Annotated in this window: 19 protein-coding genes and 3 pseudogenes; 11 read left to right on the forward strand and 11 right to left on the reverse strand. The window is 70.5% G+C overall.

The genetic code is table 11. The features are described 5' to 3' along the window. Positions 1-97: 97 nt before the first annotated feature. The 9 genes and pseudogenes from AB0H81_RS12040 to AB0H81_RS12080 all read right to left on the reverse strand — a co-directional run. Positions 98-433 (reverse strand): annotated as a pseudogene (locus tag AB0H81_RS12040) (GNAT family protein); the annotation flags it as partial. 176 nt (positions 434-609) lie between these two features. After that, positions 610-971 (reverse strand): annotated as a pseudogene (locus AB0H81_RS12045) (transposase); the annotation flags it as partial. Between the two features lie 400 nt (positions 972-1,371). Beyond that, positions 1,372-2,186 (reverse strand): annotated as a pseudogene (locus tag AB0H81_RS12050) (IS5 family transposase). A gap of 49 nt (positions 2,187-2,235) precedes the next feature. Next, positions 2,236-3,759: an FAD-dependent oxidoreductase gene (locus tag AB0H81_RS12055; RefSeq protein ID WP_358372838.1), complete on the reverse strand. Its 1,524-nt coding sequence runs from the start codon at positions 3,757-3,759 to the stop codon at positions 2,236-2,238. 309 nt (positions 3,760-4,068) lie between these two features. Beyond that, positions 4,069-4,272, reverse strand: a complete 204-nt coding sequence (locus AB0H81_RS12060) for a hypothetical protein (RefSeq protein WP_358372841.1) — start codon at positions 4,270-4,272, stop codon at positions 4,069-4,071. A 68-nt stretch (positions 4,273-4,340) separates the two neighbouring features. Further along, complete coding sequence (locus AB0H81_RS12065) at positions 4,341-4,979, reverse strand: glycosyltransferase (protein WP_358372844.1); 639 nt, start codon at positions 4,977-4,979, stop codon at positions 4,341-4,343. Further along, positions 4,937-6,478, reverse strand: coding sequence for an MFS transporter (locus AB0H81_RS12070; RefSeq protein WP_358372847.1), 1,542 nt, complete (start codon positions 6,476-6,478; stop codon positions 4,937-4,939). Before AB0H81_RS12070 ends, AB0H81_RS12065 begins: the two co-directional genes overlap by 43 nt. Continuing rightward, complete coding sequence (locus AB0H81_RS12075; RefSeq protein ID WP_358372850.1) at positions 6,475-7,059, reverse strand: TetR/AcrR family transcriptional regulator; 585 nt, start codon at positions 7,057-7,059, stop codon at positions 6,475-6,477. Before AB0H81_RS12075 ends, AB0H81_RS12070 begins: the two co-directional genes overlap by 4 nt. Positions 7,060-7,289: 230 nt before the next feature. Then, positions 7,290-9,146, reverse strand: coding sequence for a serine hydrolase domain-containing protein (locus tag AB0H81_RS12080; protein WP_358372852.1), 1,857 nt, complete (start codon positions 9,144-9,146; stop codon positions 7,290-7,292). A 167-nt stretch (positions 9,147-9,313) separates the two neighbouring features. On the opposite strand from AB0H81_RS12080, the gene AB0H81_RS12085 reads away from it, so the two are divergent. Together AB0H81_RS12085 and AB0H81_RS12090 are read left to right on the forward strand one after the other, a co-directional pair. Then, a complete protein-coding gene (locus tag AB0H81_RS12085) occupies positions 9,314-10,459 on the forward strand; it encodes a histidine kinase (protein ID WP_358372855.1) in 1,146 nt (381 codons plus the stop codon). After that, positions 10,434-11,087 (forward strand): response regulator transcription factor, encoded by a 654-nt coding sequence (locus AB0H81_RS12090; RefSeq protein WP_358372856.1) that lies wholly within the window; start codon positions 10,434-10,436, stop codon positions 11,085-11,087. The genes AB0H81_RS12085 and AB0H81_RS12090 overlap by 26 nt, the downstream gene beginning before the upstream one ends. A 166-nt stretch (positions 11,088-11,253) precedes the next feature. Here the strand turns inward: AB0H81_RS12090 and AB0H81_RS12095 are convergent, their stop codons facing one another. Both AB0H81_RS12095 and AB0H81_RS12100 read right to left on the reverse strand, forming a co-directional pair. Beyond that, positions 11,254-11,328 (reverse strand): hypothetical protein, encoded by a 75-nt coding sequence (locus AB0H81_RS12095; RefSeq protein ID WP_358372951.1) that lies wholly within the window; start codon positions 11,326-11,328, stop codon positions 11,254-11,256. Beyond that, on the reverse strand, positions 11,295-11,726 hold the full coding sequence (locus tag AB0H81_RS12100; RefSeq protein WP_358372953.1) for a carboxylesterase family protein: 432 nt from the start codon (positions 11,724-11,726) through the stop codon (positions 11,295-11,297). The genes AB0H81_RS12095 and AB0H81_RS12100 overlap by 34 nt, the downstream gene beginning before the upstream one ends. On the opposite strand from AB0H81_RS12100, the gene AB0H81_RS12105 reads away from it, so the two are divergent. The 9 genes from AB0H81_RS12105 to AB0H81_RS12145 all read left to right on the forward strand — a co-directional run bounded on the left by AB0H81_RS12105 (position 11,685) and on the right by AB0H81_RS12145 (position 21,580). Further along, entirely contained in the window at positions 11,685-12,638 is a 954-nt protein-coding gene (locus AB0H81_RS12105) for a hypothetical protein (protein ID WP_358372859.1), read from the forward strand. The two genes, AB0H81_RS12100 and AB0H81_RS12105, sit on opposite strands and share 42 nt — an antisense overlap. Before the next feature lie 464 nt (positions 12,639-13,102). Then, positions 13,103-14,608 (forward strand): rhamnulokinase family protein, encoded by a 1,506-nt coding sequence (locus AB0H81_RS12110; protein ID WP_358372862.1) that lies wholly within the window; start codon positions 13,103-13,105, stop codon positions 14,606-14,608. After that, a complete protein-coding gene (locus tag AB0H81_RS12115; protein WP_358372865.1) occupies positions 14,601-15,386 on the forward strand; it encodes a DeoR/GlpR family DNA-binding transcription regulator in 786 nt (261 codons plus the stop codon). Before AB0H81_RS12110 ends, AB0H81_RS12115 begins: the two co-directional genes overlap by 8 nt. 237 nt (positions 15,387-15,623) lie before the next feature. Continuing rightward, entirely contained in the window at positions 15,624-16,688 is a 1,065-nt protein-coding gene (locus AB0H81_RS12120; RefSeq protein WP_358372868.1) for an ABC transporter substrate-binding protein, read from the forward strand. A gap of 46 nt (positions 16,689-16,734) precedes the next feature. Beyond that, on the forward strand, positions 16,735-18,276 hold the full coding sequence (locus AB0H81_RS12125; protein WP_358372871.1) for a sugar ABC transporter ATP-binding protein: 1,542 nt from the start codon (positions 16,735-16,737) through the stop codon (positions 18,274-18,276). Between the two features lie 67 nt (positions 18,277-18,343). Then, on the forward strand, positions 18,344-19,342 hold the full coding sequence (locus tag AB0H81_RS12130; RefSeq protein WP_358372874.1) for an ABC transporter permease: 999 nt from the start codon (positions 18,344-18,346) through the stop codon (positions 19,340-19,342). Then, positions 19,339-20,349 (forward strand): ABC transporter permease, encoded by a 1,011-nt coding sequence (locus AB0H81_RS12135; RefSeq protein ID WP_358372877.1) that lies wholly within the window; start codon positions 19,339-19,341, stop codon positions 20,347-20,349. The genes AB0H81_RS12130 and AB0H81_RS12135 overlap by 4 nt, the downstream gene beginning before the upstream one ends. Further along, entirely contained in the window at positions 20,346-21,392 is a 1,047-nt protein-coding gene (locus tag AB0H81_RS12140) for a Gfo/Idh/MocA family oxidoreductase (protein ID WP_358372880.1), read from the forward strand. The genes AB0H81_RS12135 and AB0H81_RS12140 overlap by 4 nt, the downstream gene beginning before the upstream one ends. 44 nt (positions 21,393-21,436) lie before the next feature. Beyond that, the gene (locus AB0H81_RS12145) at positions 21,437-21,580 is read left to right on the forward strand and encodes a hypothetical protein (RefSeq protein WP_358372882.1); all 144 of its coding nucleotides are present in this window, start codon (positions 21,437-21,439) and stop codon (positions 21,578-21,580) included. The last annotated feature ends 134 nt before the right edge of the window (positions 21,581-21,714 follow it).

Raw genomic sequence — 21,714 nt, forward strand, 5'->3', positions numbered from 1 at the left:
CAGCGTTTGATCTTGAGGTTGGGTGCGAGCTTTGGCTACAGCGGCCGCCTCGCGCGCCTGTTAGAACTTCTAACAAAAATGCGGTGTTTCGGAGCTCTTAGCGGGCTGGAATCGGCATGGCCGACGGCTGCCACTCTCGCCTGAGCAACCCGAACACCCACGAGTCGGACACCTCGCCGTCTACGACGCAGTCTTCCCGCAACGTCCCTTCACGTACGAATCCGATCTTCTCCAGAACCCGGGCAGATGCCACGTTGCGCGTATCGGCTTCGGCCTGAACACGATTCAGGTCCAGCGTGTCGAATGCCCACCGCAGCAACGCGTGCGCGGCCTCCGTCGCGAAGCCGCAGCCCCACATCGCCTCATCGAGGCAGTAGCCCAACGACGCGCTGCGGTAGTCCGGGTTCCATCCGGTCAAACCACACCAGCCAACGAAGGCAGAGGCGGTCCGCGTCGGCGTCGGCGACGGGCCTCAGTCGCAGGCGAGCGGTGTGCAGTATGGGGGTGGCCAAAGTCATGCGCACCATCTTGCGTCCTCAGAGGGCGGGCAGACCACCGAATATCCGACCACGGTCCGGGTCTCACGACTAAGAACTTCTAACCGAATGCTCAGCGGGCGAGGCGCCGCCAGCAGATGATGGCGGCGCCGAGGGTCATGAAAGCCTCGTGGATGTCATCGCGGATCTCCCAGCGGATACGCAACCGACCGAACCAGTGCAGCAAGGCGATGGTCTGCTCGATCACCCACCGGTGTACGCCCAGGCCGGAGCCGTGCCCGCTACCTCGGCCGGCGATTACCGGCTTGACGCCGGTTGCCCAGACCAGCCGCCGGTATTTGTCGTGGTCGTAGCCTCTGTCGGCGTACAGCACCTTCGGCCGTCGGCGGGGGCGGCCACGCCGCCCGCGCGCGGGCGGAATCGACCGCAGCACCGCATCAGCTGGGTGACGTCGTTGCGGTTACCTCCGGTCAGACTCAGAGACCCTAACAAAATGATCTATTCGGTGGTCAGCTGCGGCGCTGCCCCCTCGCCGGGATCATCGACTGGCGGAGTTTCGTCCGCTGATCTAGCGTGACTGGCTATGGTCAGGGCCTGGTGGGTGCTCGGCGTCCTCATGGTGGTGAGCGGTGCCGCGCTCGGCTTCTTCTTCCCGAACCCATGGGGCTGGGACGGTCACAGTTCCCTGACGTGCGGAAGTGCCTTTCTCGGAGACGGCTATCAACCGAGCGACCCTCAGTGCCCCGCTCGTCGGCTGCTATCAGGGAGCCTTGCAGCGCTCTTGATCACCGCAGGCGCGATCTTGGCCTGGGTGAACTTCCGAGCACGGCGCAGGGCAGTGAGGTGCGGCCTCTAGAGTTGCCTGGCAGGAAGATCAGCGGACAAGGCGGCGCCAGGAGATGATCGCAGCGGCTATGGTCATGAACGCTTCGTGGATGTCGTCGCGGACTTCTCAGCGGATGCGCAGGCGGCGGAACCAGTGCAAGAGCGCGATGGTGCGTTCGGCGACCCAGCGGTGGATGCCCAAGCCGGAGCCGTGCGGGGTGCCGCGCCGGGCGATGACGGGCTTGATGCCGGTGCGCCGGACCAGGCGGCGGTACTTGTCGTGGTCGTAGCCGCGGTCGGCGTACAGGCAGTCGGGCCGCTTACGGGGCCGGCCGACCCGGCCGCGCACCGGCGCGAGGTCCTTGATCAGCGGCATGAGCTGGGTGACGTCGTTGTGGTTGTCGCCGGTCAGAGAGACATCGAGGGGGATGCCGCTGCCGTCGGTGATGACGTGGTGCTTCGAGCCCGGCTTGGCGCGGTCGACCGGGCTCGGGCCGGTTTTGGGCCACCCTTGAGCGCCCGGACGTGCGAGCTGTCGATCACCGCCCTGGACCAGTCGAGATGCCCGGCGGCGTGCAACTCGGCGAGCAGGAGCTGGTGCAGCCGGTCCCAGACGCCGACGGCGTGCCAATCACGCAGCCGCCGCCAGCAGGTCATCCCCGAGCCGAGGCCCAGCTCCTGAGGCAGTAATTCCCAGGGGATCGCGGTGTAGAGCACGAACAGGTTGCCCTGCAACGCCAGCCGGTCATCCAGCCGTTCACGGCCCGGATAGCGCTGGAGCCGCTCCACCTTCGGTAACAGCGGCTCGATCCGCTCCCATAGGCTGTCCGGCACGATCCACGGCAGCTGCTCGCCCTTCTTCATACGAAGATGAACGATCAGCAGTGTGATGGGACGGCTCTAGATCATTCTGTTAGGACCTCTGACTGCGGGGCTGCAGGGGGTGGTTGGCTGGGCCCTGAAGGACCGAGCCGTCGATGGCGAAGCGGGAGCCGTGGCAAGGGCACTCCCACGTCCGTTCGGCGTCGTTGAACGCCACGACGCAGCCCAGATGGGTGCAGATAGCCGACAACGCGTGCAGGGAACCGGCCTCATCGCGATACACCGCGCAGCGTTCGCCGCCCACACGCACCACCGCGGCGGTGCCGGGGGCGATGTCGTCGACGGAGTCCGCACGCGAGCGCCGCAACCGGTCGCCGACGAAGTGGCCGGCGACCTTGGCCTGGGCCTTGAGAAACGGACCGGCCTCGCGCAGCGGGTGCAGACGCCGAGGGTCGTACAGGTCGGTCCAGGGCAGTGGCCGGCCGTCGATCAGAGCGGCCAGCAGTCGGCCGGACATGACGCCGTTGCTCATGCCCCAGCCGCCATAGCCGGTGGCCACATAGGTGTGCTCGGCGCCGGGATGCAGCCGCCCCACGTAGGGGATCTTGTCGGTGGTGTGAGTGTCCTGGGCGGCCCACCGGTAGGCGATCTCCTCCACGCCGAATCGTTGCCGGGTCCAGCCGGCGAGCCGCTCATAGCGGGCCCCGACCTCGCCGGCGCCCGGCGTGAACGTCTCCCCGGTGACGATGAGCAGGCGCTGCCCGTCGGCGTACGGGGCGGTACGCACCGAGCGGGTGTTGTCGGCCTGGGTGATGTACATACCATCCGGGTCCCGCTCAGCGGGGATCACGGCGGCGACCACGAGTTCACGGTGCGGCACCAGCCGGCTGAACAACAACGCCCGGTCGAACACCGGATAGTGGGTGGCCACCACCACATCGGTGGCGGTGATGGTGAAGCCGCTCTCGGTGGTCAGCCGGCACGGCTCACCCTCATCCAGACCCAGCACCCTGGTGCCTTCGTAGACAGCACCCCCGCCGGCGACGATGGTTTCGGCCAGAGCCACCAGGTAGCGGCGCGGATGGAACTGCGCCTGGTCCTCGACCCGCACCGCGCCGGCAACTGGGTAGGGCAGGCCGGTGTCGGTGACGAACGACGCGGGCAGCCCGGCGGCTGCGGCCGCCTGCGCCTCGGCCTGGATCTTCTCCACCTCTCCGGCCGACTCGACGTAGGTGTAGGCGGCCCGCCGCTCCCACTCGCAGTCGATACCCGCCTCGGCCGCGGTACGCCTGACATGCTCGATCGCGTCCTGCTGCGACTGTGCGTACAGCCGGGCCGCCTCGGCACCGGCGGAGGCGGCCAGCCGCGTATAGATCAACGTGTGCAGTGCGGTCAGCTTCGCCGTCGTGTACCCCGTGACGCCGGCGGCGACTCGGCCGGCCTCAAGGACAGCCACCGACCGGCCCGTCCGCATCAGTTCCCATGCCGTGGACAGCCCCGCGATTCCGCCGCCCACCACCGCCACATCGACCTGGATGTCACCGATCACCGACGGATACGACGTCGGCTCAGTGGAATCCATCCAATAGGACTCGGCCAGACCCGCAACGTCCATGGGCTCCTGCTTCCCGCACCGCTTGCGCCTACACCCGCACCATCGACACTGGGTCCTCGTGATAGGACGTGGCCGCCGTGCCGCTTCGGGCAACCGCGCGGCGGCGCCGCCGGCTTGGGCGTCGAGGGCACCGTGGCTCGATGTGGCTGCGGCGGCGGCAGCCGGTGGGCCTGCATGGTGACCGCTGGCCAGAACGTCAGTGTCCATGGTGACGGGTCCGCCACCAACCCCTACGTCATCAGCTCCAGCAGCGGCGGACGGACGATGGACGCGGACATTGCCTGTGTCGGCAGCCGCACGCGCACGCCTTCACAGAGTGGGCAGAGACAGGTCCTTGCGGGCTTGCTCCAGGTCGCTGGCCCAGATCCACAGCCGCTGCGCGGGTGGGACCTGGTGGTGGCCGTACAGGCCGACCTCGGTCAGGGTGCGTAGATCCACGCACACCCGCTGCGCGCTCGCGATCGCCTCGGCGGGGTCGTCGAGGCGGCGCGTGCCGAGCTTGATGCCCGACACAACGACCCCGCGGCACCCACCATGCCCAGTGCAGGCGCGACAGTGCCGAGACCGGCGTTGGCCGGGGATCAGCGTTTGAACAGGAGGCGCCAGGGCATCAGGGCGGACTCCAGCTGCACCCGCAGGCTCATCTTGGAGGCTCCGGCGTGGCGGTCGGAGAAGTGGATGGGGATCTCCACGATCGTCATCCCGGCTTTGGTCGCTCGGTGGTGCATCTCGACCTGGAAGCTGTAGCCGCCGGAGGAGATGCCGGCCAGGTCGAGCTCGGCCAGGCTGGCGGCGCGCCAGATCTTGAAGCCGGCCGTGACGTCGCGCAGCCGCATCCGCAGGATCGCCCGTACGTAGTAGCCCGCCCACGCCGACAGTGCCCGCCGATGCCAGCTCCATTCGGCCGCGAGCGTCCCGCCGGGGACGTAGCGGCTGCCGATCACGCACGCCGGGGCGGTGTACAGCCCGTCGACGTAGGCGTGGCCGAGGCCCTGGCGTCCCGGCCGGTGCACGACCTCGACCCTGCCGGGATGGCCGGCCGCCAGCCCGTCGGCGACCTTGCCGGTGCCGTCGGGGGAGTTGTCGTCGACCACGAGCAGCCGCAGCCCGTCGACGGGCAACGCCAGCAGCTGCTCGGCGATCACCGGCAGGTTGTCGGCCTCGTTGTAGGTCGGGATCACCACGGTGACCGTCGGGGGGCGTTCCCGGCTCGTCGGCATCCCCGCCGCGCTAGCGCCCGCCCGTCCCTCCAGGCTGGACGATGATCGCCGCCGTCCGCGGCGCCCGAGGGCAGCCTGAGGGCCGCCGGGACGCCGAGCGCGGTGACGGCCGCGAGAAGCAGCAGCGTGGGCCCCATCGCGCCGCCGAAGGCCGCGGCCGTCCACCGCGATCCCGCATCCCCGGTCTGCCCTGCGGCCAGGCCGGGCGCGATGAGTGTGATCGACGTGGTGGCCAGGGCGATGCCCAGCGCCGGGCCGATGTTCATGATGGTCTGCTTCAGTCCGCTGGACACCCCCGAGTCGTCGGCGGGTGCCTGCTGCACCACGACGGCCGTCGCCGTGACCATCACTGTGCCGAAGCCGGCGCCCAGCATGAGGAACGCCCCGGCCATTGCCGGTGAGGCCGCCGACCTTTCCACGCCGGCCAGCAGCAGCATTCCCGAGCTGACCAGGGCCATCGCCCCCACCGCCATCCGGCGGGGACCCTGCCGGCGTAACAGCACCGCGGCGACCGGCGCGCTGACCACCATCATCACCGCCAGCGGCAGCACGTGCAGCCCGCTCTGCAGCGGGTTCAGGGCCAGGACCTCCTGCAGGAAGTAGCTGCCGACGAACAGCGCCCCGAACATCGTGGCGGAGCTCGCCAGCAGGACGGCCAGCGCCGCGGTCAGCGCCCGCGACGCGAGCACCTGCCGGGGTATCAGCGGGTGGGCGGCGGCCCGCTGGTGCCAGGCGAACGCGCCGCCCGCCGCGACGGCCGCGGCCAGTCCGAGCGCGGTGCCCGCGGTCCATCCCGTGCGTGGTACCTCCACCAGGGTGTGGATCAGGCAGGCCAGGGCCGCGGCCAGCAGGCAGGCGCCGGTCAGGCCGAGCGGGGCGGTTCGGGCACCGACACCGGCCTTGGAACCGGTGCCGACGCCCGCACCCGTGTCGCGCGGCGCCGGCACGGGGGCGGCCAGAGCGGCCCCGCCGATCAGGAGCGCGGGGGCGACGTTCAGGAGGAACACCGAACGCCAGCCGAAGTGGGCGATCAGGGCGCCGCCGACGAGCGGGCCGGCGGCGGCCGCTAACCCGATGGCGCTGCTGCGCACTGCGATGGCCATCGGGAGCCGGTCCGCCGGGAACGCGGCGCGGAGCATCCCGAGGGTGGCCGGTTGCAGCAGCGCGCCGAAGATTCCTTGGGCGACGCGCAGGCCGATGACCCAGCCGGCGTCGGGCGCCAGGGCGAGCGCCGCCGAGGTGGCGGCGAAGCCCAGGGTCCCCACGGCGAAGATCTCCCGGTGGCCGTAGCGGTCGCCGAGCCTGCCTGCGAGAACGAGCAGGGCGGCCACGGCGATGAGGTAGCCGGTGCTGGTCCACTGGACCTGCGCGAAGGAGGCGTGCAGGTCCCGTTGCAGCGTGGGCTGGGCGATGGTGAGCACGGTTCCGTCGAGGGCGACGATGACCGCCCCCGTGACGCTGGCGGCCAGCGTGAGGTGGCGGTGGCGTCCCGGTCTCACTGCGGTTCCGGCCCGAGGTGCGCCTCCAGTACGGCCCGCAGCAGCGGTTCGAGCTCGGCCGATCCGGTGGTCGGTTGCAGGCTGCCCCAGGCCCACAGCTGGGCGAGACCGTGCGCGTTCGCCCACAGCGCGCCCGCGGCGATACGCGGGTCCACGCCCGGCCGCAGGCCTGCCCGGGTCAGCAGATCCACCACGACATCGAACAGTGGCAGGCTGGCTTCCCGCAGGCCCAGATGGTTGCTCTCGAGCAGGTCGTGGCGGAACATCAGCTCGTACATGCCGCGGTTGGCCAGCGCGAAGTCGAGATATGCCTGGCCCAGCGTCGTCAACTGCGCACGTGGATCCGCCCGGCCGTCGCCCAGCGCCCGGGTGACCTCGGCGCCCAAGGCCGCGAAGCCCTCTCGGGCGATGGCGGAGAGCAGTTCCAGGTGGGTGGGGAAGTAACGGCGCGGTGCGCCGTGCGAGACTCCGGCCCGCCGGGCGATCTCACGCAGTGACAGCGCCTGCGTCCCCTCGCGGGTCACCAATTCCACGCCGACCTCTATCAGGCGGGCACGCAGCCCGGCGTCCTCCTCGTGCATAGACACTGTCTACCAGAGCTGAGTAGACAGTGTCTACATGGAGGATGCCGCCGAACTCCCGCAACTCTGCAGACGTCGCCAGGTCTCGCCGCTTGTCTGGAGTCGGCATGCCTCACAGCCGCTCGTGATGATCGGATTCTTGGTCGAGCCTGGATCTTGACGATGCGGTCGCCCTCATACCCGGACAGTGTCGAAATCGGGACTCTGTTCACACGTCGGCACGGCATCAGCTAGCCGAATCGCCAGCCGAGCAGGTTCCAGTGCTGGCAGAACCAGACGAGGGCCAGCATGCCGGCCAGCAGGATCACCTGGTGGCCGCGGGCCAGGACGCCGACTCCCTGCCGCCTCCAGCCGATGACAGTGGTGGTGATCGCGGCGACGGTGAGGGCCAGGAACAGTGGAGGAAGGAGCAGCAGGGCACGGAGGGAGGCCGGCACCCCGTACAGGATGCTCGTCTCGCCGGTCAGCATCAGCACGAACAGGACGATGAACACCAGCCCGACGGCGCCGGCCAGGCCGGCGAAGAGCCGTCCGGCCCGCCAGGCGCGGGACGTCCGCGTGGGACGCCTCCGCAGCCGCCGGATCGCGGCGGTCAGCGGCAGGCCGAGCACGGCGGTCAAGGCGGTGACGGCGAACGCCAGGACGACGACGAGGTTGGCCGGGGGAGTGTCCCACCAGGGGATGAGCTCGTAGGCGGGACCGTCGGTGGCCGCGTACGTGGCGGCGCCGTTCGTGACGAACGCCAGCCGCTGTGATCCGCCGTCCTGCTGGTAGAGCCCTGGAGCCAGGGGGCTCCACGTCTTGCCCACGAACGCGAGCTTCCCGCCGTCCTCGATCCGCAGCCGGGAGGAGCCGGTCAGGGTGAGCACCTTCTCGATGGTCGACTCGACGCTGCGGGTCGGCTTGTAGAAGCCCGCCACGGGAGCGGCCGTCCTGCCCGGAGCGGCGGCGGGCGCGGCGCGATCGCCGGGCAGGAAGCGGTCGAAGAAGGCGGGCAGGAGCTGGGTGACGGCGTCGATGCCGCCGACGCCGTTGGTGGAGACGAACAGGCCGAGGTCGGCGTCGGGTACGAGCAGCAGCGCGCTCTGGAAGCGTTCCCAGCTGCCGTCGTGCATGATCACGCGGTGCCCGTTGAGCGTCTGCTCCTTGAATCCGTGGGCGTACCCGTCGATCCGCGGGTCGGCGGTGAAGGACCGCTGGTGCATGAGACGGGCCGTGCGCTCGTCGAGCAGGGGTCCGTTCCGCAGATGGGCGATCATGAAGCGGGCCATGTCGTTCGCGGTGGCGCTGATCGATCCGTCGGGACCGAGGTTGTCGAAGACGAAGGGTTTGCGCTGGTACGTCCCCTCGTCGTAGTCATAGCTGCGTGCCTGGCCGGCGGCCAGGGCAGCGGGGACCGGCTCGGCGGCCGTGCTGTGCCGCATGCCGAGCGGGTCCAGGATGTGGTCCTGTACGTACTGGTCGTACGGCTGCCCGCTCGCCCGCGACACGATGTATCCGGCCAGCGCCGCGCCATAGTTCGAATAGGCCGACACCTCTCCGGGCGGGCGCACCCGCGCCGGCAGGTGCTCGGCGAGATACGTGCCCAGCGGCGGCACGTCGGCCTTGCTCCGCGAGCCCAGGCCGATGGCGCTGTCCTCGAATCCGGCGGTGTGGCTCATCAGGTCCGCCAGCGTGATCGGCCGGGGGAACGTCGCAGGGATCTTGAACGTGGTGAGGTAGCGGTTCACGTCCGCGTGCAGGTCCAGGCGCCCATGTTGCACCTGCTGCATCACTGCGGTCCAGGTGAACAGCTTGGTGATCGAGGCGATCCGCACCAGCGAGGTCTCGGGGTCGAACGGCGTCCGGTTCTCGCGGTCGGCCAGGCCGTACCCCTTGCTGAAGAGGGTCCGTCCGCCGCCCACCACCGAGACCACCGCGCCCGGCACATGGTTGGCCTCCAGCCCTCGCGCCATCGCGGCGTCGAAGAAGTCTGCCAGCTCACGGGTGTCCGGAATGTCCGCGGCCGGCGCCGGGGCGGGGGTGGAGACGGCCGCCAGCGACAGCACGGCGACGACTAGCAGGCGAGGGAGGGTGACTGGCCACACGGCGTGACTCCTGACGTTGTCGGTGTCATCAACGGTGCGGCCGTCGAGGGTGCGGCCGCATCGCCATCACGGTCATGGCCGCATCACACTAAAGTCGGAGATTTCGTGCGGTCGGCATCGACGCTCGTCCGAGGTGACACCCGCGCCCCCCTGGCTACGCTGGGCCGATGGTGCCCTACCGGAGCGCGCTGCGGCGGCTCGTCACATCCGGACCGCACACGATCAGCGCGGCGTCCGTGGCGTTCTGCCTGTTCCTGACCGTCCTGGCGGTCAAGACGCCGTGGGCCCCGCTGCCACGCGGAGTCATCGCCGCCGCCGGGTTGCTCGCCTCGAGCGCCGTGTGGTTCCGCAAGCGGCGGCCGGCCGCCGTCGCCGCCGTCGGAGCGGTCGCGTACGCGCTGTCGGGCAATCCCGGGCCGCTGCTGATCGGCCTGTTCTCCGGCGCGGGGACGCGGCTGGGCGCGCGGTTCGTGGCTCTGGCGGCGATCGGCGTCACCGGATTCCTGGCCCAGCAGTGGATCGGCAACGGCGGGTTCGGAGCGGACGTGTTCCTGTCCGCGGTGGCCGCCACCGGCGCCGTGCTCCTGGCCGGCCTGTACGCCGCCACCCGCCGCGAGCTCACCCGATCACTGCGCGAACGCGCGGAGCGCGCCGAGACCGAACGGCACCTGCGCGACGAACAGGCGAAGGCCGCCGAGCGCGGCAGGATCGCGCGGGAGATGCACGACGTGCTCGCGCACAAGGTCACCCTCATCTCGCTGCACGCCGGCGGGCTGGAGGTGAACGCCGGCGCGGAACCGGCGCGGATCCAGCGGGAGGCGGCGCTGATCCGGCTCACCGCGCAGGAGGCACTCGAAGAGCTGCGGAAGATCGTGGGCGTGTTGCGGGCCGGACACGACGCCGGAGTTCCCGACCTGCTGCGGTTGGTGGAGTCGTGGGCGTCGGCCGGCAACACCGTCACGCTGCACGGCGACCTCGGCCCGTTGCCCGTGGCGACGGCCCGGGCCGCCTACCGGCTCGTCCAGGAAGGGCTGACCAACGCGCACAAACACGCCCTCGGCGCACCGGTCACCGTCTCGGTGACCGGCAGTCCGGAGGACGGCGTCACGATCGCGGTCGTCAACGAGCTCAGGCCCGGGGCCCACCCGTCCGGCGGCGGGGCCGGTCTCGTGGGCCTGGCGGAACGTTTCCGATTGATCGGCGGAACGGTGCGCAGCGCGCCCGACGATGCGGGAGGCTGGCGTCTCGAGGGCCGGTTGCCGTGGGACGCATCCGCGAGGGGCACACATGATCAGAACGCTGCTGGTGGATGACGAGTCGCTGATCCGCGCCGGGCTGCGATTCATCCTCGAATCCGCGCCCGACGTGGAGATCGTGGGGGAGGCCGAGGACGGGGACCAGGCTGTCGACGCCGTTCGCCGCCTCGTGCCGGACGTCGTCCTCATGGACATCAGGATGCCGCGGTCCGACGGCCTCGCCGCCACCGAGGCCATCCGCGAGCTCGCCCGGCCGCCCGCGGTGGTGATCCTCACCACGTTCGACAGCGACGAGCACGTCTTCACCGCCCTTGAGGCCGGGGCCTGCGGCTTCCTGCTCAAGGACACCTCGCCGCACGACTTGATCGCCGCCGTGCGCCTCGCGCACGGCGGCGACTCGATGTTGTCCCCGCGGGTGACCCGGCGGCTGATCCACCGGGTCACCACCGACGTGCCGATCCGGCGCCGCCGTGACGCGCTGGCCCGGCTGGAGACCCTCACCGGCCGCGAGCGCGAGGTGCTCACCGAGGTGGGGCTCGGCCGCTCCAACACCGAGATCGCGGCCAGCCTGAACATGAGCCAGGCAACGGTCAAGAGCCACATCTCACACCTGTTCGACAAGCTCGCCGTCACCAATCGGGTGCAGGTGGCGATCGCCGCCTACCGCGCCGGGCTGGTGGACTGACCCGTACGTTCGCCGCTCAGGAAGACCGGCCGCCGACGATGACGGCGACCGCCAGCGGGACCACCGCCCACCCGGCGAGCAACCGGGCGGCAGGGCGGCGAACGAGTCCCCGGTCGCTGGAACACCGGCGGCTGCCGCGATCACCGTGGTGATGGCCTCGCCATGATCAGGGTGGTGGAGCGGCACCGGCGGACTGGCCGAAGACCGTCACGTTGGCGGGGGCGCCGCCGAACGCGGAGATGTTGTCTCGCACCTATTCCAGGGCGGCGAGCTGGTCGCGCAGCTCATGGTTGTCCGCGGACCCGGGCAGGTGTCCGAAGCCTCGAAGCCGACACGGTAGTTGAAGGTCACCACCACGACCCCGGAGCCGGTCAGGGTGGCGGCGTCGTACTGCGGCATGCTCGACGAGCCGAGCTTCCACAGGCCGCCGTAGATCCACTCCATGACCGGCAGGCCCGCCGTGCCGACGTCCGGGCTCCATACGTTCAGCGTCAGGCAGTCCAGTCCGGTACCGGGTCGCCATGGTGGCGGCGCGGTCGGTGTCGGCGCCAGTTGAGGCGGGGCCGCGCCGAACTCGAGGCAGTCGCGGACCTTGCCATGGCCCGCCGCCTGTGTGCCGACCCGCAGACGGCGGAGGATCTGGCCAGCGAGGCGTTCGCCCGCACCCTCCGGACCGTCCGCGCCGGCACGGCCGGTCCGGAAGGCGCCGTGGCGTCCCTACCTGTACGCGGTGGTACGCAACACGGCAGCCGCGCCCATCTGGAGTCGTGCCCGAACTGCGCACGGGCCTACGGCGAGCTGCTCGATCTCAACACCAGACTGCGGGCCGCGCTGCCGTTCGCCGCGCTGCCCCTCGCCATGGGCGCCGTGGGAAAGGCGAAGGCTGCCTCCGCCGGCGGACTGGGCTGGGCGATTCCCGCGTCGATCGCGTCAGCCGTCACGGTCACTGCAGCGGTTGTCGTGACGACCCTGCCACCGGACCCATCGCCTCCGCCAGATCCCCGGCCTTCCACCGCAGCCCAGCCGACACTGAGCACCTCACCCAAACCGAAGCCCACCCCCACGCCCAAGAAGAAGACCCCGAAATCCACGCCGACACCCACCCGGAAGCCCACCCCGAGAGCGGTCCCCGGCACTCGGATCAATTACGCGGGCCGTTGCGTCGGTGTGATCAGCGGCCGGATCGCGGCGGCGCGCTGCGCCGACGCGCGGACAGCCTGGCGCACCAAGGGAGACCCGGGGCGGTTCCAGCTCGTGAACAACGTCAGCGGCCTGTGCCTGACGGCAGGAGAGAAGTACGACAACGTCGCCTTCAACGGCGGCGGCATGCGTGCGGTCCGGCTCTCGCGCTGCTCGGACGCCCCGGCCCAGCGCTGGGACAGCCCTACCTTCTCCGATGGGGTGCCGCGTCTGATCAGCGTGCCCTACGGCATGGCGCTCTCGATCGGTAAGGAGTTCGTCGGTAAACGCCCGCCGACCGCTTTCATCCTGTATGGCGCCTACACGGGATCTTCCGAACAGCGAATCACTCTCATGTCGAATCGCGAGTGATCATCGATCATGGAGGATCGCTTGTCGCGCCCATGGACACTCTCCAGCATGATTGTGTTCTCGTGAGAGAGACGTGCCCGAGAGCCGGGAGTTGGGAGACCGCCAGTCTCGGATGGTCCCGTCCGCCGGCGTTGCGGTGAACCGCGCTTCGACGTTGCGGACCCTCACCGGGGCCGCCCACGACCGACCAAGGCCAGGACCTCGCTCTCCCGCTCGGTGAGGGCGTCCAGGCTCGCCGGCTGCCCGCCCGTGGGCTGGGCGATGTAGGCCTCGATGAGGCATGTGAGGACTCCCGGGCGAACAGCGATTCGCTCTCCAACGACGAGATCGCGGCGAGACCCCCGATCACTGGCTTCACCCGGGCTTCATCTGATCGAGCCGGACGCGCCGGGGCCGACCCCGCAGCCTTCGAACCGTGACCTTGCGGCACCTTCCGGGCGCCGTGAGCGGGATAGGCTCGGCCTGTGCCCACCTACGTCGCCGTGGACCTCGGGGCTGAGAGCGGCCGGGTGCTCGCGGGTGAGTTCGACGGCGAGCGTCTCGTGGTGAGCGAGGCCCACCGCTTTCCCAACGTGCCGGTCCGCGTTCTCGGCGGCCTCCACTGGGACGTCTTGCGCCTGCTGGCGGAGGCGCGTGCCGGGATCGGGCGCGTCGCCTGTGAACGTCGGGTCGTCAGCGTGGGCGTGGACGCGTGGGGCAACGACTTCGGGCTGCTCGATCGCGACCAGCGGCTCGTCGCCAACCCCCGGCACCATCGCGACCCCTACACCGTGGGTCTGACCTCCCTGGTCTCCTCCCAGGAGCAGTACGAGGTGACGGGGGTGCAGCCGCTGCCCATCAACACGTCGTGCCAGCTCCTCGCGCACGCCGGGTCGCCGCTGCTGGACACCGCCGATCGGCTGGTGATGCTGCCGGACCTGTTCACCCTCTGGCTGAGCGGCGAGACGCTCACCGAGCGGACGATCGCGAGCACCAGCCAGCTCCTGGACGCCCGGACCGGCCGCTGGGCCGGCGATCTCATCGCCCGGCTCGGGCTGCCGTCGCGGCTGTTCGGCGGAGAGGTCGTCGAGCCGGGCACGGTCGCCGGTCCGCTGCGGGACGCATCCGGCAGGCCCGGCGAGGCCGTCGTGGTCGCGGTGGCCGGTCATGACACCGCGTCGGCGGTGGCGGCGCTCCCCGTCGTCTCGGGTCCGAGCGGCTCTTCCGGCGCGGTCGCGTACGTCTCCTGCGGCACGTGGTCGCTCGTCGGCGTGGAGACGGCGGAGCCCATCACCACGCCCGAGTCCCGGCTCGCCGGGTTCACCAACGAGGGCGGCGTGCTGGGCACCGTGCGGTTCCTGCGCAACCTCAACGGCCTGTGGCTGCTCCAGGAGTGCCGCCGGGCCTGGGGGACCCGCGCTTCGTATGCGGACCTGGTCGCCGAGGCCGCGGCCGCGCCCGCCTTCGGCCCGCTGATCGACCCCGCTCACCTGAGTTTCCTCGAGCCGGAGGACATGCCGGCCCGGGTCGCGGCGTTCTGCCGCGCGACGGGCCAGCCGGTGCCCGGGAGCCGGGCCGCGACGGTGCGTTGCATCCTGGAGAGCCTGGCGTGCTCCTACCGCCTGGTCCTGGATCAGGCCGAGGAGCTGACGGGCCGCCCGGTCGAGGCCGTGCATCTCGTCGGTGGCGGCGCCGCCAGCGTCACGCTCTGCCGGCTCACCGCGGACATCGGTGGTCGGCCCGTGCTCGCGGGGCCGGTCGAGGCGACCGGCATCGGCAATCTTCTCGTCCAGGTCATGGCGCACGAGGGCATCGGTTCGCTTGGAGAGTTGCGCGAGGTGGTCCGCCGGTCGTTCCCGCCCCGGGTCTACACGCCGGCCGGTGAGCGTGAGCCGTACGACGCGGCATACGCCCGCTTTCGGCGATTGACCGCTGTTGACAACTTCTGGAGTAAAGTAGCGTCCCAGAGGAGCCCGACCATAGATGGGTGAGCCCGGTCCCATGCTGATCGCAGAGCGGCGACGCCGCATCCTGGAGCACGTGCATGAGCATGGATACGCCTCGTTCCAGGAGCTGGCCGGCGCGCTCGGCACATCGGAGTCGACTGTCCGGCGTGACCTGCGCTCGCTGGTAGGCGAGGGCCTGCTGCACGCCACCCGGGGCGGCGTGACGCGGCCCGTCCAGTCCGCCGGGCCGCGCCCGGCCAGCCCGGACGTGGTGGCGGCCGAGCGGGAGGCCATCGCCGACCACGCCGCGACGTTCGTGGAGCCCGGCACCGCCGTCCTGCTCGGTCCCGGGCGGACCACCGCGGCGCTGGCCCGCCGGCTCGCCAAGCTGCCGTCCCTCATCGTCGTCACCAACTCCACCCTGGTGGTCGAGGCGCTCATGGACGCGCCCCATGTCGAAGTCGTCGCGCTGGGCGGCACGCTGCGCCGGTCCATCCACGCCTTCGTGGGGCCGATCACCGAGCAGCACCTGGAGGGTCTGCGGGGCGCGCAGACCTTCTTGTCGGGCGACGGCGTCACCCCCGAGAGAGGGCTGACCACGCCCAACGTCTTCGCCGCGGCCACCGACCAGGCCCTCGCCGCGGCCGGCCGCGAGGTCGTCGTCCTCGCGGACCACTCCAAGATCGGTCATGACACGATGTGCCAGACCGTGGCCACCGAGCGCATCAGGATCCTGGTCACGGACTCGAAGGCCGATCCCGTCATGGTCGACCGGCTCGTCCAGGCACAGGTCGACGTCCACATCGCTGACATGAATCGATGAGTTCTGACCTGAAGTGACAGGTCTCGCTAGCGGATAGCGGGCTGCTCGTATCCTCACTTGCGCCACCTCCGTATGTATGCAGGTCGGGCGCGCGAGGCCTCTGACGTCGCGTGACATTCACCGACACGTATTGACGTATCTACGTTCGCCACGCCTATAATTCCTCCAAGTTCCTGTCAAAAGTGGGCAAATCCTGGCAGTGAACAGGCTTGTTCCCTCGGAAGGAGGGGTCACTCGATGCCTTGGAGAACAACGGCCACAGCCGTCGTGGGCCTGCTGGTGCTCACGCTGAGCGCGTGCACCAAGTCGGTAGGCGACGGCCCCGCGGACGCCGGCGCGTCCGCCCAGCAGCAGGTGGAGGCGACCTCTGGAGACGCGTCGCGGTGCGCCCCGGAGCGGTACAACGGCGGCGTTCCCAAGCTCGACCTGAAGAACGTCACCGTGGGGTTCGCGCAGTCGGAGAAGGAGGCGAACCCGTTCCGGATCACCGAGACGCGGTCGATCAAGGACGAGGCCGCCCGGCGGGGCATCAAGCTGATCACGACGAACGCGCAGTCGGACCTCAACAAGGAGATCGCCGACATCCAAGGCATGATCGCCCAGGGCGCCAAGATCCTGATCATCTCCCCGCTCAACTCCGAAGGGCTCGACCCCGCGCTCAAGGCGGCCCAGGACGCGAAGGTCCCGATCATGACGATCGACCGGCTGCTCACCACCAAGAAGGCCTGCGTCGACTACATCGGCTGGATCGGCTCCGACTTCGTCAAGCAGGGCGCCCGAGCCGCCGATGCGATGATCACCGCGACGGGAGACAAGGGAGAGGTAGCGATCCTGCTCGGAGCCTCAGGGGTGAACGTCACCATCGACCGGACCAAGGGCTTCAAGGATCAGCTCGCCGCGAAGGGCTCGGCACTGAAGGTCGTGGCCGAGCAGACCGGCGACTTCACCCGTGAGAAGGGCCGCGCGGTCACCGAGCAGCTCATCTCCGCCAACCCCGGCATCAGCGCCATCTACGCGGAGAACGACGAGATGGCCCTCGGCGCCGTCGCCGCGCTCAAGGCGGCGGGCAAGAAGCCGGGAGACGTGAAGATCGTCACGATCGACGGCACCCGTGGCGCGGTCCAGGGCATCGTCGACGGCTGGATCGCCGCGGTCATCGAGTCGAACCCACGATTCGGGCCACTGGCCTTCCAGGCGATCGAGGACTTCTACGCCGGCAAGGGCGTACCGGAGAAGACGATCATCTCCGACAAGGAATACACCCCCGAGAACGCCAAGGTCGAGCTGCCGAACGCCTACTGAGCCCGGGGCGGCCCAGGCCGCCCGCATGACGTCCAGGAGCGGACACATGAATGAACCGGTGTGCGAGGCGCACGCCATCTCCAAGCGGTTCGGCGGGACCCTCGCCCTCGACCACGTCTCGTTGCGGCTCGACGCCGGCGAGGCCCACGCACTGGTGGGTGAGAACGGGGCGGGGAAGTCCACGCTGATCAAAGTGCTCACCGGGGTGCACAGGCCCGACGGTGGCGCGGTCCGCCACCTCGGCCGGCCGGTGTCCTTCTCCGGGCCCGCCGACGCTCAGGACGCCGGGATCAGCACCATCTACCAGGAGGTGGAGCTCGCCCCGCTGCTGAGCGTGGCCGACAACCTCTTCCTCGGCAGGGAACCGATCACTCGCTTGGGGCTGCTCGACCGGTCGCGGCTGCGGAGGGAAGCCACCGAGGTCCTCGCCCGGTACGGCGTGGCCGTGGACGTCCGCCGGCCGCTCGGCGAGCTGGGTCTCGGCATCCGGCAGATGGTGGCGATCGCCCGTGCGGTCAGCGCGCGCGCCCGATTGGTGATCATGGATGAGGCGACCTCCTCATTGGCCCCGCGCGAGGTGGACCGGCTCGCGGAGGTCATCGAGGTGCTGCGTGAGCAGGGCATAGCGATCCTCTACGTCACTCACAAGCTGGATGAGGTCTTCCGTGTCTGCCAGCGGGTGAGCGTCCTGCGTGACGGCCGTCTGGTCCGCACCGGTCCCGTCCGGGAGACCTCCCGCATCGGCCTGGTCGCCGCGATGCTCGGCCGGCCGGTCGCCGAGGTGCGCCGCGGCGTGACGAGCTTCGGCGAGGCCCACGAGGTGGGCCGCGCCGCGCCGGTTCTGCGCGCCGAGTCCCTGGTGCGCGAGCACGCCCTGCACGGCGTCTCCGTCGAGGTACGCCCAGGCGAGGTGGTGGGACTCGCGGGCCTGCTCGGCTCCGGCCGGTCGGAGACGGCGAGAGCGGTGTTCGGCGCCGACCCCCTCGACGCCGGGTCGGTGGAAGTGGCCGGGCGCGCCCGCCGGCGGTGGAACCCCGCCATCGCGATCCGCTCGGGTGTCTGCATGGTGCCGGAGGACCGCAAGGCCGAGGGCGTCGTGCCGGGGCTGTCGGTCCGCGACAACATCACGCTGGCGGCGCTGCCCCGCCTCACCCGGGGCGGGCTGGTGTCCCGCCGGGCGCGGGACCGCGTCGTCGACGCGTTCATCCGCCGCCTCAGAATCAAGGTGTCCTCGCCCGACCAGAAGGTGGGCGAGCTGTCCGGAGGCAACCAGCAGAAGGTGCTGCTCGCCCGCATGCTCTGTCTCCATCCCGCGGTGCTGATCCTTGACGAGCCGACGCGGGGCATCGACATCGGCGCCAAGGCCGAGATTCAGGCGCTCATCGACGAGCTCGCCCAAGAGGGCTTGGGCGTGCTGCTGGTGGCGGAGCTGGAGGAGATCGTGGAGGGCGCCGACACCGTCGTGGTCCTGCGGGACGGGACGGCGGCCGGCGTCCTGCGCGGTGCGGAGATCGGCGAGCGGCCGATCATGGAGCTGATCGCTGCGGCCGACTCGGACGGAGCTGCCGGTGGGCGCTTCGATGACTGAGCCGGCCAACGGGACTCCCGCCTCGACCCCCACGCCTGCCGACAGCTCTGCATCCCCCGGACACCATGTGCCCGCCGGCAGCCCCGCGGTCGCCAGCGGCGCGGTGCAGGCGGTTTCCGTTCCCGAAGGCCGCACCCGCGTGGCGGGACGGGTGACCTGGCTGTCCGATTACGGGGTCTACCTCGCCCTCGGCCTCCTGCTGTCGTTCAACCTGGTGTTCACGCCGAACTTCGCCACGGTGGCGAACCTCCGGCTCCAGCTCGTCCAGGTGGCCCCGGTGGCCATCGTCGCCCTCGGCATGGCACTGGTGATCGGCACTGGAGGCATCGACCTGTCGGTCGGCTCCACGATGGCCATCGCGGCGGCGTTGCTGCCGCTCTACCTCGGCTACGGGATCTGGCCCGCCATCGCCGTCGCGGTGTTCGCCGGCGGCGCCGTGGGACTCGTGAACGGCGGGCTGGTCGCCTACGGCATCCAGCCGATCGTCGCCACCCTCGGGCTGCTCGTCGCCGGACGGGGGACGGCACTCGTGGTCGCGGACGGCAGGCTCGTCGAGATCTTCGATCCCACGCTGACCGCCATCGGCGGCGGGCAGGTGCTGGGGGTCCCCCTGCCCGTGCTGGCGGCCCTGACGGTGGCCGCCGCCGCCGGGTTCGTCCTGCGCCGCGCGGCGTTCGGCCGCAGGCTGCTGGCCGTGGGCGGCAACCGGCCCGCGGCGCTCCTGGCCGGCCTGCCCGTGAGGCGGACGCTGGTCACGGTCTATGTGATCAGCGGGGTGCTCGCGGCGATGGCCGGAGTGCTCACGACCGGGCGGCAGGGCGCGAGCGACCCCTCGTTCACCGGGCTGCTGATCGAGCTGAGCGCCATCACCGCCGTGGTCGTAGGGGGCACGCCTCTTGCCGGAGGCCGCGTCCGGATCCTCGGCACGCTGATGGGCGCGTTGCTGATGCAGCTCATCATCGCCACGGTCATCCAGCACGACCTGCACGACTCGACCGCCCGGATGATCCAGGCGGCGATCATCGTGGCCGCCGTGTACGCGCAGCGGGACAGGAGCGGGACGTGACGACCGGACAGGCGGAACGTGCCGCCCCCTTCTCTCCGGCCGCCGGCACCGGGCGGACGCGGCTGGCGTCACTCGCCCGGAGGCACGGGGCCGCCCTGGTGCTCGCCCTCGTGGTGCTCCTCGGGACGCTGACCTTCGGCTCGAGCTTCACCGGGCCGGGGAACCTCGGCGCCATCGCGCTGGACGCCTCCTACCTGCTGCTGGTCGCGACAGGCATGACGTTCGTGATCCTCGCCGGCGGTATCGATCTCTCCGTCGGATCGGTTCTCGCGTTGTCGGGTGTCCTGGCGGCGTACGGCTCCCGCTGGGGGACGGCGGGCGCGGTCCTGCTGCCCCTGGCGGTCTGCGGTCTGATCGGCCTGGTGAACGGGGTGCTGGTCGGGCGGGCCCGCCTCGCGCCGTTCGTCGTCACCCTCGCGACCCTGCTGTTCGCCCGAGGGCTGGCCTTCGCGGTCTCGCAGGAGGGCAACCGGGTCTACATCATCCCGGCCGACCTGGCCCTCACCCGGATCGGACAGGCCAATGTCCTCGGCGTCGGGGTCCCGGTGCTGATCGCCCTCACGGCCTTCGCAGCGGCCGGCGTGGTGCTCAACCGCACCCGGTTCGGCCTGCGGGTCTTCGCCGCCGGGAATGGGGACGGGCACGCCGCCGAGCTCATGGGGCTCCCGGTGGCGCGCATCCGAGTCCGGGTCTACGTACTGAGCTCGCTGCTGGCCGGCCTCGCGGGAGTCCTCATCGCCGCGCAGACCGCCTCTGGGCTGCCCACCCTCGGCGAGGGCAGGGAGCTGGAGGCCATCGCGGCCGTCGTGATCGGCGGCACGCTGCTCACCGGCGGCGCCGGAACGCTCGGCGGGACCCTTGCGGGCGTGCTGCTGCTCAAGGTGATCCAGAACCTGATCAACCAGGTGGGCACGCTCAGCTCCGCCTACCAGCAGGTGGTCAGCGGCACCTTCCTCGTCCTGGTCGTGCTCGTCCAGGCGGCCCTGGCAAGGAGGAGACGACAGTGAACGGCAATCGGACCAGGGTCGCGGTGGTCGGTACCGGCGACTGGTGGGGCTTCCACCACGCACGTGTCTTCTCCGGCCGCGAGGACGCCACGTTGTGCGCCATCGTGGGGCGGACCGAGCAGCGCACCGCCGAGCGCGCCCGCCGGTTCGGCGTGCGCCCCTATCTCGACGTCCAGGAGATGATCGCCCGGGAGCAGCCCGACCTGATCTCCGTGTGCCTGCCGAACGAGGACCATTTCGCCACTACCCGGCTCCTGATCGAGACAGGGATCCCGCTGCTGGTCGAGAAGCCGCTGGTCTTCTCGATGGAGGAGGCGGACGTCCTGATCGCCGAGGCCGAGGCCCGCGGGCTGTTCTTCGCCATCAACTTCAATCACCGCTACGCCCGTCCCGTACGGCTGGCGGCGGCCGCCATCGAGCGTGGCGAGCTGGGCCGGCTGGTCTTCGCGACCTGGCGATTCGGCGGAGAGGCCGGCACCAGCCGGCACCCCCACGCCAACCTCATCGAGACCCAGTGCCACGGCTTCGACATGGTCGAGCACCTGTGCGGCCCTATCGCGTCCGTGACGGCCGAGATGACCGGCGGGCCGCCGTACACGACGATGGCGATCGCCGCGCGGTTCGCGAGCGGGGCGGTGGGAACGCTCCTCGGCACCTACGACTCGTCGTACACCTATCCGGGAACCCACCTGTTGGAGATCAACGGCACCGGTGGCCGGATCCTCGTCGAGGACACCGTCCGCCGCTACACCTACACGCCGGCAGGGGACGAGACGAGCCGGGTGTGGCAGGCCGGCTACTTCAACGACACAGACCGGGGCTTCCACGCCACCTTCGACCGGCACGTCGACGAGGTGCTCGTCGCCCTGCGCGCCGGGCATCCGCCGCCCGTCCACGCCCGCGCCGGTCGTCGCGCGCTCGCGCTCGCGCACGCCGTGATCCGCTCGTACGAGTCGGGGAAGCGGGTGGACGTCGCCCCCGGCGAATCCCTGTCCGCAGGGAGCCCGGACGCGTGCCCGGACATCCCGTCCGGCCATGTGTGAACGACGTCGCCGGCCACTCACGACGACCCGCCCGGAGCGGTGACATGACCATCGAGGCGCCCGCGTTCCTCACCGTGCTCAACGTGGGCAACGTGCTGGCGCAGAGCACGGTGATCGCGGTGCTCGCCATCGGGCCACTCCTGGTGATCCCTCACCCGGGGATCGACCTGTCCGTGGGATCGGCGTGATCGGCAATCCGCGGCTCACCGACTGGGATCGGTTCTCCCCGACAACTATCTGGCGGGTCTTCATCTAGCACCCCACGCCCATCAGGCTCCGTCGTCGACCGGCGCGTCAATGCTGATTCGCACCTGGTTGTGCA

The organism is Nonomuraea sp. NPDC050691, from assembly GCF_040654455.1.
Lineage (GTDB): Bacteria > Actinomycetota > Actinomycetes > Streptosporangiales > Streptosporangiaceae > Nonomuraea.